Below are 11864 nucleotides of genomic sequence, written 5' to 3'. Positions count from 1 at the left end.
CTTCAGGGTCGTGGAAGACGTCGCGGACAGGGTGCGTGTGGTCATCGCCGAGGATTCAGTGCTGCTCCGTGAGGGCCTCACCCGGCTGCTGACCGACCGGGGGCACGAGGTCGTCGCCGGTGTGGGCGACGGCGAGGCCCTGGTGAAGACCGTGGCCGGTCTCGCCGGTGAGGACGCGCTGCCCGACGTGGTGGTGGCGGACGTACGGATGCCTCCCACGCACACCGACGAGGGCGTACGGGCCGCGGTGCGGCTGCGCAAGGAGTACCCGGGGCTCGGGGTCCTGGTCCTTTCGCAGTACGTCGAGGAGCAGTACGCCACCGAGCTGCTCGCCGGTTCCAGCCGGGGTGTGGGCTATCTGCTGAAGGACCGGGTCGCCGAGGTACGCGAGTTCGTGGACGCCGTGGTCCGGGTGGCCCGGGGCGGTACCGCGCTGGACCCGGAGGTCGTGCAGCAGCTGCTCGGCCGGAGCCGTAAGCAGGACGTGCTCGCGAACCTGACCCCGCGCGAGCGGGAGGTCCTGGGGCTGATGGCCGAGGGCCGGACGAACTCGGCGGTGGCGAAACAGCTGGTGGTGAGCGACGGTGCGGTGGAGAAGCACGTCAGCAACATCTTCCTGAAGCTGGGCCTGTCTCCGAGTGACGGGGATCACCGCCGGGTACTCGCGGTGCTGACCTACCTGAACTCCTGATTACCTGACACTCTGTCAGATAGTCGAGCCGAGATCCGGCCAACACGGACCGATACCGACAAGCGGGGCCTAGGACAGAAGAACGAGCGGAACGCGACTTTCCCGAAGACACTGGGGGGCGACAGAACGTGACAATCCATGACAAAGGGGCATCTCAAAACGAGGTCCACGATGCGAGAAGTCCCGGGAAGGCCCCCCTCACCGTCGTAGGGTGGGCCACGGGACGGCCGGTCGGCCGACCGTCCTCCGAGCCTTCTCCCGCCTCCGGCGGAGAGACCCTTGCCGCGAGGGAGGTCCAGTTCAGTGACCAGCCAGGTCAGTAGCGAGGCCGGTGGGGCCCTGGTCGGGGAGCAGCGCAGCGTCCCGGCAGCGCCCCGCCACGGCGAAGAGAAGGAAGTCCGGCGACTCGATCGGGTGATCATCCGATTCGCCGGCGACTCCGGTGACGGTATGCAGCTGACGGGTGACAGGTTCACCTCCGAGACGGCGTCCTTCGGGAACGACCTCTCGACGCTGCCGAACTTCCCCGCCGAGATCCGGGCCCCCGCCGGCACGCTGCCGGGTGTCTCCTCCTTCCAGCTGCACTTCGCGGACCACGACATCCTGACCCCGGGCGACGCCCCGAACGTGCTGGTCGCGATGAACCCGGCCGCCCTCAAGGCCAACATCGGCGACGTGCCCCGTGGCGGCGAGATCATCGTCAACACGGACGAGTTCGCCAAGCGGGCCATGGCGAAGGTCGGCTACGACTCCTCCCCGCTGGAGGACGGCTCGCTGGCGGCCTACCGGGTCCACCCGGTCCCGCTGACGACGCTGACGATCGAGGCCCTGAAGGAGTTCGGCCTGTCCCGGAAGGAGGCCGAGCGCTCCAAGAACATGTTCGCGCTCGGGCTGCTGTCCTGGATGTACCACCGGCCGACCGAGGGCACCGAGACCTTCCTGCGCCAGAAGTTCGCGAAGAAGCCGCAGATCGCCGAGGCGAACGTGACCGCGTTCCGGGCCGGCTGGAACTTCGGCGAGACGACCGAGGACTTCGCCGTCTCCTACGAGGTCGCCCCGGCGACCCGGGCGTTCCCCACCGGCACCTACCGGAACATCTCCGGGAACCTGGCCCTCTCGTACGGCCTGATCGCCGCCTCCCGCCAGGCCGATCTGCCGCTCTACCTGGGCTCCTACCCGATCACGCCGGCCTCGGACATCCTGCACGAGCTCAGCAAGCACAAGAACTTCGGTGTCCGCACCTTCCAGGCCGAGGACGAGATCGCCGGGATCGGCGCCGCGCTCGGCGCCGCGTTCGGCGGCTCGCTGGCCGTCACCACCACCTCCGGGCCGGGCGTGGCGCTCAAGTCGGAGACGATCGGCCTCGCGGTCTCCCTGGAACTGCCGCTGCTCGTCGTGGACATCCAGCGCGGCGGCCCGTCGACCGGTCTGCCGACCAAGACCGAGCAGGCCGACCTCCTCCAGGCCATGTACGGCCGCAACGGCGAGGCCCCGGTCCCGGTCGTGGCCCCGAAGACCCCCGCGGACTGCTTCGACGCGGCCGTCGAGGCGGCCCGGATCGCGCTCACCTACCGCACCCCGGTCTTCCTGCTCTCCGACGGCTACCTCGCCAACGGCTCCGAACCCTGGCGCATCCCCGACGTCGACGAACTGCCCGACCTGCGCGTCCAGTTCGCCAGCGGCCCGAACCACGAGCTGGCGGACGGCACCGAGGTCTTCTGGCCGTACAAGCGCGACCCGCAGACCCTCGCGCGGCCCTGGGCCGTGCCCGGCACCCCGGGCCTCGAGCACCGGATCGGCGGCATCGAGAAGCAGGACGGCACCGGCAACATCAGCTACGACCCCGCCAACCACGAGTTCATGGTCCGCACCCGGCAGGCCAAGATCGACGGCATCGAGGTCCCGGACATCGAGGTCGACGACCCGGACGGCGCGAAGACCCTCGTCCTCGGCTGGGGCTCCACCTACGGGCCGATCACGGCGGCCGTCCGCCGGCTGCGGGCCGCGGGCCGGCCGATCGCCCAGGCCCATCTGCGCCATCTGAACCCCTTCCCGAAGAACCTCGGGGAGGTGCTGAAGCGGTACGAGAAGGTGGTCGTCCCGGAGATGAACCTGGGCCAGCTCGCCACCCTCGTCCGGGCGAGATACCTCGTCGACGCCCGGTCGTACACGCAGGTCAACGGGATGCCGTTCAAGGCCGAGCAGCTCGCTTCGGCCCTCAAGGAGGCCATCGATGAGTGAGTCGCTCCTGAACCTCGTGCCGAAGGCCGAAGCCACCCAGTCGATGAAGGACTTCAAGTCCGACCAAGAGGTGCGCTGGTGCCCCGGGTGCGGCGACTACGCCGTCCTCGCCGCCGTGCAGGGCTTCATGCCCGAACTCGGCCTGGCGAAGGAGAACATCGTCTTCGTCTCCGGCATCGGGTGCTCCTCCCGCTTCCCGTACTACATGAACACGTACGGGATGCACTCCATCCACGGCCGCGCCCCGGCCATCGCCACGGGTCTGGCCACCTCGCGCCGCGACCTGTCGGTCTGGGTGGTCACGGGTGACGGCGACGCGCTCTCCATCGGCGGCAACCACCTCATCCACGCGCTGCGACGGAACGTCAACCTCAAGATCCTGCTCTTCAACAACCGGATCTACGGTCTGACGAAGGGGCAGTACAGCCCCACCAGCGAGCTCGGCAAGATCACCAAGTCGACCCCGATGGGGTCCCTGGACGCGCCGTTCAACCCGGTGTCGCTGGCGATCGGCGCGGAGGCGTCCTTCGTGGCCCGCACGGTCGACTCCGACCGCAAGCACCTCACCGAGGTCCTGCGGCAGGCCGCCGACCACCCCGGCACGGCGCTGGTGGAGATCTACCAGAACTGCAACATCTTCAACGACGGCGCCTTCGAGGTCCTCAAGGACAAGGACCAGGCCCAGGAGGCCGTGATCCGGCTGGAACACGGACAGCCGATCCGCTTCGGAACGGGCCTGGACAAGGGAGTCGTACGGGACCCGGCCACGGGCGATCTGAAGGTCGTCACGGTGACCGACGAGAACGCCTCCCGGATCCTGGTCCACGACGCGCACGCGACCTCCCCGACGACCGCGTTCGCCCTGTCGCGGCTCGCCGACCCGGACACCCTGCACCAGACACCGATCGGGGTGTTCCGCTCGGTGCGGCGGCCGGTGTACGACACGCTGATGGCCGACCAGCTGGACACGGCGATCGAGCAGCACGGCAAGGGGGACCTGGGGCAGCTGCTCGCGGGTAGCGACACCTGGACCGTGGTGGGTTAGCCGGGCGAGATACGGAGGTGAGGGGCGCGGACCGCAAAAAGCGGGCCGCGCCCCTCACGCCTTCTTCCGGCGCTTCCTCTCGTCCTCCGCCGCCTTGTCGTACGGGCCGATGTAGCGCGGGGCGCCCCGCTCGATCCGGTACAGGAACAGTTCGTTGTGGTACTTGAACATCATCACGTTCTGCGAGTCGAAGCCGTACTTCTTCGCGACGCCCTGGAACATGAACGCCCGCATCGCCCCCCGCACGGCGACCCGCGTGATCTCCAGCTGCTGGTTCGACACCAGTCCCGTCATGCGCTCGGCCAGGCACATCACGGCGTCGTACGCCTCCACCGCGAACCGCTCGACCGGCGCCGAGCCCGGCAGGCCCCAGCGCTTGCGATAGGCGGCGGTGAACTTCTTGGCCGCTGGAACGAGCGCCGGGTCGACGTAGGTGGTGCCGAAGTACCAGCCCTCGGCCGCCGAGCCGGCGACGGAGAAGAACTCCGGTGCCAGCGCATACTCGACGCCGCCGCGCAGGCCTCCGTAGCCCTGCCGCTTCAGCTCTTTGGCGCACAGTCCGGCACGGCGCGGGGAGACACCCCCGAAGAGCACGATGTCGGGACGGGTGGCGAGGGCCTCGCCCACCACTGGCCGGAAGTCCTCTTCCCCTGCAGCTATCTGATGGATAGTCACGACTTCACCCAAAGTGCTCATCGTGTTCTTCACGGAGTTGGCCGTACGCCAGCCGTAGTCCCCCGCCGCGCGGTCCAGGACCACAGCCGTCCGCTTGGCGCCACGCACCAGGGCGATGCTCGTGACGGGCAGTTGCAGTATGTCGTGCTGGACGCGCAGCTCGCGATAGACGGGGCTGACGCTCGGAAGGGCCAGGTCGCCCTGGTCGATGCCGACGGCGACGGCCGCCAAGACCAGCTTGCTCGCGAAGTAGGCGTCGGCAGCGGCGATCACGGTGTCACGGGTGGTGGGGCCGATCACGGCCATGACCGCCGCGTCGTTCACGAACTCCCGTGCCACGGCGCCGGCCCGGCGCGGGTCGCCCTCGTCATCCCGTACCTTCAGCACCAGGTCGAAGGGCCGGTCGGAACGGGCGTTGAAGGTCTCGACGGCCAGTCTCGCCCCGCGCTCCTGGCCGTGTCCGTCCGCCTTGCGCGGCCCGCTCAGATCGGTCTGGACGCCGATCGTGTACGTGGGCCGCGCCACGGGTGGGCCCCCGGTTCCGGTGCCGCCTGAGTCGCGGTTCGCGAGCCAGGCCGTCAGTCCGCCGGCCCCGGCGACGGCGGCCGCGGAGCCGAGCGCCAGGAAGCGGCGCCGTGACGGCGAGGTGCGGGTCGCTTCGGTGGAGGGCACCAGGACGGTCGGCTCCGCCACGGGCAGGTCCAGGACCCGGGCTGAGCGCTCGGCAATCAGCGCGGGCAGCCCTGGCGGCAGCCAGTCACCGGCGGGGCCGTCCGCAGGGCCGAGAGAGGCCCTTACCTCAGCCGTCGTGGGCCGGTCACCGGGGTCCTTGGCCAGGCAGGCGGTCACCAGCGGCAGCAGCGTCTCCGGTACGCCGTCGAAATCAGGCTCCTCGTGGACGGTGCGGTACACGACCGCGGCCACCCCGCCCGTACCGAACGGGCGTCGGCCGGTCGTCGCGTACGCGAGCACGCACCCCAGCGAGAAGACGTCGCTCGGCGGGCCGACCTCGTCCGCGCCGGTGACGCGGGCCTGCTCGGGGGCGAGGAAGCCGGGTGTACCGATCATCGCGTCGGTGGCGGTGAGGGCGGTGGCCCCGGCCGAGCGGGCGATGCCGAAGTCGATGAGGCGGGGTCCGTCGAGGGCGAGCAGGACGTTGCCGGGCTTGACGTCGCGGTGGACGAGTCCGGCCTCGTGCATGTCGGTGAGCGCGTCGGCCAGCCGGGCGCCCAGGGCCCGTACGGTCGGTTCGGGCAGGGCGCCATGGAGGCCGACCGCCTCGGCGAGAGAGGGGCCGGGGACGAACTCGGTGGCCAGCCACGGCTCCCGGGCCTCCGGGTCGGAGCCGAGGACGCGGACCACCCAACGGCCGGTGATCCGCTCGGCGACCCGGGCCTCCCGCCGGAACCGCTCCCGGAAGCCGGGGTCGGCGGCGTGCTCGGCCTGGATCAGCTTGAGCGCGACGAGCCCGCCGCCGGCGGTCCGGGCGAGGTAGACCACGCCCATGCCGCCGGCGCCGAGCCGGCCGAGCAGGCGGTATCCGGCGATCGACGACGGATCGGCAGGGCGGAGGGGCCGCACGCGTCAGACCCGTCTGTTCTTCGGCGGCCCGGCGGGGGCGAACTCCAGGGGTTTGTAGCGGCCGTTCTCCACCGTGTACATGAAGGTGCCGGACGCCGCCAACTGCCCGCTCTCGGGCTCGAAGACGTAGCCGCCCATGACGCCCGTGTACTTGGCCTTGCGCAGCAGGGAGACAAGCGTGCTGCCGCTGGGGCGCTTCCCGCCCTTGGCCGCCTTCTCGACCTCCTGGAGCAGGAGGTTGGTCATGTCGAAGTTCTCGCCCGTGTAGAAGTCGGGGGCCGTGCCGTACCTCTTCCGGTGCGCGCCGACGAGTGCGGACGCCTCCTTGCGGGTCGTGGGGTCGACGACGGGTGCGCCGAGGATCCAGTCCTCTGCCGCGTCCCCCGCCTCCGCCAGGAACCGGGATCCGAAGACGTGCTGCCCGGCGGCCCTCATGCCGGTGAAGCCGAGTTCGTCGAGCGCGCGGGCGGCGAGGACGGCGCTCGGGGTGAGGCCGCAGTGGACGTAGGCGTCCATGCCCTCCGCCATCATGCCGCCGAGCACCCGCTTGTAGTCGGTGGTGGGCCCGGGGACGACACGGGGAACGGGGACGACCTTTCCCTGTCGGAAGGCGAAGTTCGCGCCGCCGATGTACTGCCAGGCGTAGGTGTCGTCGGTCCGCTCCTGGAGGATGCCCGGCCGGATGCTCCGGGTCTTCGTCAGGACGTAGTAGGCGAGGCCACTGCCCGCGAGGATGTGCTGCGGGCATGCCTGCACCATCGAGAGCCCCTGGCCGCCCGCCGGATTGGTCAGCAGGTTCAGCCCGGCCGAGACCGTGATCACGGGCAGGAGTGCCTCGTCGTACGCGGGAAGGGCGGCCAGGCCCGTGTAGTCGGAGGTGGGCCCGATGACCCCGAGGACGTCGGGGTCGCCGGTGAGGGCGCGGGCCGCGGCCAGGGCCCTGTTGCTGTCGCCGCCGTCGTCGGAGACCTTGAGCTCAAGCGTGAACGGCTTGTCCGCACGGGCGTTGAACTGCTCGACGGCGAGCCGGGCGCCTCGTTCCTGCGCGCGGCCGATGTCCTTGGCGGGGCCGGTCAGGTCGGCGTGCACGCCGACGACCCAGCGCCGCTTCTTCGGCGCGGGAGCGGCCTTCTTGCCCTTGTCGTCGTCCCGCAGCGCGGCCCAGGCACCGATGCCGCCTCCTGTCGCGAGGACAGCCGTGCCCGAGGCCAGGAGCAGGAACTTCCGTCTGCTGGAAGCGGGTTGGCCGGCAGTGTCCCGCGCCGACCCGAGCTCGGTGGCGTCGATCTCGGGCAGAGCGAGCATCGCCGCGGAGCGCTCGGCGATGGTCCGGACGACGGGGGCGGGCAGCCAGTCCGCGGCCGCGCCCGGGGTGTCCTCCGTGAGGCGGACGGTGACCTCCTCCGCGGTGGGCCGCCGGGCCGGGTCCTTGACGAGGCAGGCGCGTACCAGGTCCAGGAGCCCCTCCGGTACGCCGTCGAGGTCGGGCTCGTCGTGGACGGTGCGGTACAGCAGGGCGTCGACCGCCCCCGTACCGAAGGGTGGGTTGCCGGTGGCCGCGTGGGCGAGGAGGCAGCCGAGGGCGAAGACGTCGCTGGGCGGGCCGATCTCGGCGCCACGGGCCTCGGCCTGTTCGGGGGCAAGGAAGCCGGGCGTGCCGACGACCATGTCGGTGGAGGTGAGTGCGGACTCCCCCGTCGTACGCGCGATGCCGAAGTCGATGAGGCGCGGGCCGTCGACGGCGAGCAGCACGTTGCCGGGCTTGACGTCGCGGTGGACGAGCCCGGCCTCGTGCACGGCGGCGAGCGCACGGGCGAGCGCGCCGCCGAGGATCCGCAGGCTCCGCTCCGGCAGCGGACCGTGCGCGGCAACCGCCTCGCCGAGGGAGGGGCCTGGGACGAAGGCGGTCGCCATCCACGGCTCGGGGGCGTCCGGGTCGGCGCCCGTGACGGGGACGGCCCAGGGGCTGGCGACCCGCCGGGCGGCCTCGACCTCGCGGCGGAAGCGGGCGCGGAAGTCGGCCTGGTCGGCCTGGTCGGCGTGGGTGACCTTCACGGCGGCGAGTTCGCCGTTGTTCGTACGGCCGAGGTAGACCACGCCCATGCCGCCGGCACCGAGCCGGCCGAGAAGGCGGTAGCCGGCGATCGACGACGGGTCGGAGGGCAGTAGAGGCTGAAGTGCCGCGGGGCGGGGAGTCGAAGGCTCGGGCCGGGGATCGGCTGCGGGGTTCACGACTGGACCTCCAGCTGGTCCTCGGCGCGCCCGACCATGGCGACCAGGGCCTGGACCTGAGCGCTGTCGACGTCCTTGGCGATGTGGCCGGGCGCGCCCTTCACGACGGCGGCGACGGTGACCTGTCCGACGCGGGACTGGTACCAGGAGTACGTCTGCTCGCCCTTGACGGCGTCGTTGACATACGCCCCCGCCTCTCTGAGCGAGTCCACGGCCGTGTAGTTGCCGCCGACGCCGAAGGGGCTGCCGAGAGACATCAGACCGGTGATCCGCTCCCCGTCGCGCAGTCGCTGGTCGGGGCAGCGGAGCGCCTCCTCCAGGGTCTCGGCCATCTCCCAGTCGGCGTCCGACTCGGTGCGGTGGACGACGACGGTGGCGGAGACCCGGAGCAGCCCTCTGTCGGCCGAGGCGGGGATCTCGCTGTAGGCCGTGACGCTGTAGAGCACGCTCCCCGGGCGGGTGCCGGTCTCCCAGGTGCACTGCGCGCCGAGCACGGGCCAGTAGTCGTCGGCGCTGAGGTGCGGGGTGCGCTTGACGTAGTCCGAGCCCCAGGAGTCGGGTCCGGCGACGATCGCGAGGGCGAGCCGCTTGGCGTCGGCCGGGTTCTTCGGGGCGCGCTTCGGGTCCGCGCTGAAGGGGAGCTTCGCGGGCACGGCGGGTGTCGCCCTCGGGCTCCCGGTGGATGGGGCCGTCGAGGTCGGACTCGACTTCGCCTGAGGCTTTTTGCCGTCGTCACCGGAGCCCGAACATCCGGTCAGGATCACGCCGCAGGCGAGTAAGCCCCCGCAAGCGCGCAGCACTCTTCCGTATCCGTACGCCACATGTCCCCCACGGAATGCTCACACTTTCCCCTAGTGGTGAGCAGATCGTACGACGCACGGGCCCAACGTGCCCTGGTTACAACATCATTGGGACGATTCCGCAGCAGCCTCGCGACGCGCCTCGTCGTACCGCTCCCGGGCCTCCTGGACCGCCGGGACCGTCGCGTCGGTCCAGCGGGCCAGCTCCCAGATCTGGCGGGCGGCCTCCTCGCCCAGTTCGGTGAGGCTGTAGTCGACGCGGGGCGGGATGACCGGCTTGGCGTCGCGGTGGACGAAGCCGTCGCGCTCCAGGGTCTGGAGGGTCTGGGTGAGCATCTTCTCGCTGACGCCGCCGACGCGTCGGCGCAGCTCGCTGAAGCGGTACGAACGCTCCCGCAGCGCGATCAGGATCAGGACCCCCCATCGGCTGGTGACGTGCTCCAGGACGAGCCGCGCCGGGCACATGGCGCCGTCGACGTCCGCCAGCAGGCTCCTCGGTTCACTTACTCCCATACCAGTACCTTACTTCAAAGTGGGTACTTTCGAATAGTTGGCGCCCTCCGTACGGTGAGTACATCACCCCGCGAGCCAAGGAGATCACCATGAGCATCGTCGTCACCGGAGCCACCGGACAGCTCGGCCGTCTCGTCGTCGACGAGCTGCTGACCCGGGTTCCCGCCGCGTCCGTGGCCGCCGTCGTCCGCGACAAGGCCAAGGCCGCCGACCTGGCCGAGCGCGGCGTCGAGCTGCGCATCGCCGACTACGGCAAGCCGGAGACCCTGGCCGGCGCCTTCGAAGCCGGCGACCGGGTGCTGCTGATCTCCGGCAGCGAGGTCGGGCAGCGCGTCGCACAGCACGCCGCCGTGATCGACGCGGCCAAGGCCGCCGGCGTCGCCCAGCTCGCCTACACCGGCGTCCTCGGCGGGCCGGAGGCCGACTTCGACCTGGCAGCCGAGCACACGGAGACCGAGCGGCGGATCCTGGACTCCGGCCTGCCGTACACCTTCCTGCGCAACGGCTGGTACACCGAGAACTACACCGCCAACCTCGCCCCCGTCCTCGCGCACGGCGCCGTCGTCGCCAACGCCGGCGAGGGCCGGGTCGCCTCCGCCACCCGCGCCGACTACGCCGCCGCGGCCGCCGCGGTCCTGACCGGCCCGACCGAGACGCACCTGAACACCGCGTACGAGCTGAGCGGCGACGCCGCCTGGTCGCTGGCCGAGTACGCGGCCGAGGTCGCCCGCCAGACCGGCCGGGAGATCGCGTACAGCAACGTCCCGGCCGAGACGCACGAGGAGATCCTGACCGGCGCGGGCGTCCCGCCGTTCTTCGCCGCGATCCTCGTGGACGTCGACAAGGCCATCGAGCGCGGGGCGCTCGCGGGGCGGACCGGCGACCTGTCCCGCCTGATCGGCCGCCCGACCACGCCGCTCGCCGAGACGATCGCCGAGGCTCTCAGCCAGAGGTCATGACCGTATTGCGGTACGGACATGACAGCGGGCCCTGCGCGGCGCTACCTTCGACGGAACAGCGCGGCGCAGGGCAGGAGATTCGGTGAAGGAAGACAACGAGGGACGAGCAGGGCTTCTGTACGGGATCGGCGCCTACGGCATGTGGGGGCTCGTCCCGCTCTTCTGGCCACTCCTCAAGCCGGCCGGGGCGGTCGAGATCCTCGCCCACCGGATGGTGTGGTCGCTGGCCGTCGTCGGCATCGCGCTCCTCGCGCTGCGACGCTGGGGCTGGATACGCGAGCTGGTGCGCAGCCCGCGCAAGCTGGGCCTCATCACGTTCGCCGCGACGGTCATCACGATCAACTGGGGCGTCTACATCTGGGCCGTCAACGCCGGCCAGGTCGTCGAGGCCTCCCTCGGCTACTTCATCAACCCGCTCGTCACCATCGCCCTGGGCGTCCTGCTCCTGAAGGAGCGGCTGCGGCCCGCGCAGTGGGTGGCGGTCGGCGTCGCCGCCACGGCCGTCCTCGTCCTCTCGATCGGCTACGGGCGCCCGCCGTGGATCTCCCTGATCCTGGCCTTCTCGTTCGGCGTCTACGGCCTGGTGAAGAAGAAGGTCAACATCGGCGGCCTGGAGTCGCTGGCCGCCGAGACCGCCGTCCAGTTCCTGCCGGCCCTCGCCTACCTGCTGTGGCTCGGCACGCAGGGCACGACGACCTTCGGCACCGAGGGCGCGGGGCACGCGGCGCTCCTCGCGGCGACCGGAATCGTCACGGCCGTGCCCCTGGTCTGCTTCGGCGCGGCGGCGATCCGCGTACCGCTGTCGACGCTGGGGCTGCTCCAGTACCTGGCACCGCTCTTCCAGTTCGGCCTGGGTGTCCTGTACTTCCACGAGGCGATGCCGCCGGAGCGCTGGGCGGGCTTCTCGCTCGTGTGGCTCGCGCTGACGATCCTGACCTGGGACGCGCTGCGGACGGCGCGGCGCAACCGGGCGGAGGCGGAGGCGCTGGCCAGGACCGTCGTGGACCGCGCCCTGGCCGAAACCACGACCGGATCCGCGACCGGACCCGTCGAGCCCGAGGTCACCGCCGTTTCCCCGACGTCGGCCAAGACCGGACGCTGACGACCGCCGCATGCCCCGGCCCTCG

At 71.1% G+C, this 11864-nt stretch carries 9 protein-coding genes; 5 read left to right on the top strand and 4 right to left on the bottom strand.

Features of this window, described 5'->3' with window-relative positions:
- Window positions 1-31: 31 nt before the first annotated feature.
- The 3 genes from ACFC0D_RS11340 (at window position 32) to ACFC0D_RS11330 (ending at window position 3977) form a co-directional block, all read left to right on the top strand.
- Window positions 32-691, top strand: coding sequence for a response regulator transcription factor (locus ACFC0D_RS11340; RefSeq protein WP_329125454.1), 660 nt, complete (start codon window positions 32-34; stop codon window positions 689-691).
- A gap of 303 nt (window positions 692-994) precedes the next feature.
- Window positions 995-2932, top strand: coding sequence for a 2-oxoacid:acceptor oxidoreductase subunit alpha (locus ACFC0D_RS11335; protein ID WP_376433561.1), 1938 nt, complete (start codon window positions 995-997; stop codon window positions 2930-2932).
- Window positions 2925-3977 (top strand): 2-oxoacid:ferredoxin oxidoreductase subunit beta, encoded by a 1053-nt coding sequence (locus tag ACFC0D_RS11330; RefSeq protein ID WP_376433559.1) that lies wholly within the window; start codon window positions 2925-2927, stop codon window positions 3975-3977. Before ACFC0D_RS11335 ends, ACFC0D_RS11330 begins: the two co-directional genes overlap by 8 nt.
- 54 nt (window positions 3978-4031) lie before the next feature.
- Here the strand turns inward: ACFC0D_RS11330 and ACFC0D_RS11325 are convergent, their stop codons facing one another.
- From ACFC0D_RS11325 to ACFC0D_RS11310, 4 genes are all read right to left on the bottom strand, one after another.
- A complete protein-coding gene (locus ACFC0D_RS11325; RefSeq protein WP_376433557.1) occupies window positions 4032-6233 on the bottom strand; it encodes a bifunctional serine/threonine-protein kinase/ABC transporter substrate-binding protein in 2202 nt (733 codons plus the stop codon).
- A 3-nt stretch (window positions 6234-6236) separates the two neighbouring features.
- Window positions 6237-8465 (bottom strand): ABC transporter substrate-binding protein, encoded by a 2229-nt coding sequence (locus ACFC0D_RS11320; protein ID WP_376433555.1) that lies wholly within the window; start codon window positions 8463-8465, stop codon window positions 6237-6239.
- A complete protein-coding gene (locus tag ACFC0D_RS11315) occupies window positions 8462-9118 on the bottom strand; it encodes a hypothetical protein (protein WP_376433553.1) in 657 nt (218 codons plus the stop codon). Before ACFC0D_RS11315 ends, ACFC0D_RS11320 begins: the two co-directional genes overlap by 4 nt.
- 252 nt (window positions 9119-9370) lie before the next feature.
- A complete protein-coding gene (locus tag ACFC0D_RS11310; RefSeq protein WP_376433551.1) occupies window positions 9371-9778 on the bottom strand; it encodes a winged helix-turn-helix transcriptional regulator in 408 nt (135 codons plus the stop codon).
- A gap of 89 nt (window positions 9779-9867) precedes the next feature.
- Between ACFC0D_RS11310 and ACFC0D_RS11305 the strand changes: the two genes are divergently transcribed.
- The gene (locus ACFC0D_RS11305; protein WP_376433549.1) at window positions 9868-10737 is read left to right on the top strand and encodes an NmrA family NAD(P)-binding protein; all 870 of its coding nucleotides are present in this window, start codon (window positions 9868-9870) and stop codon (window positions 10735-10737) included.
- An 82-nt stretch (window positions 10738-10819) separates the two neighbouring features.
- The gene (rarD, locus tag ACFC0D_RS11300) at window positions 10820-11839 is read left to right on the top strand and encodes an EamA family transporter RarD (RefSeq protein WP_376433547.1); all 1020 of its coding nucleotides are present in this window, start codon (window positions 10820-10822) and stop codon (window positions 11837-11839) included.
- The last annotated feature ends 25 nt before the right edge of the window (window positions 11840-11864 follow it).

It is taken from the genome of Streptomyces sp. NPDC056222 (genome assembly GCF_042264065.1).
In the GTDB taxonomy this organism is placed as follows: domain Bacteria; phylum Actinomycetota; class Actinomycetes; order Streptomycetales; family Streptomycetaceae; genus Streptomyces.
This window is presented reverse-complemented; position numbering and strand designations above follow the sequence as displayed.

What these genes read in the sequence shown, in the direction of transcription:
- ACFC0D_RS11330 (WP_376433559.1), top strand. Translation starts at nt 2,925, where the DNA reads ATGAGTGAGTCGCTCCTGAACCTCGTGCCGAAGGCCGAAGCCACCCAG.
- ACFC0D_RS11305 (WP_376433549.1), top strand. Translation starts at nt 9,868, where the DNA reads ATGAGCATCGTCGTCACCGGAGCCACCGGACAGCTCGGCCGTCTCGTC.
- ACFC0D_RS11310 (WP_376433551.1), bottom strand. Translation starts at nt 9,778, where the DNA reads ATGGGAGTAAGTGAACCGAGGAGCCTGCTGGCGGACGTCGACGGCGCC.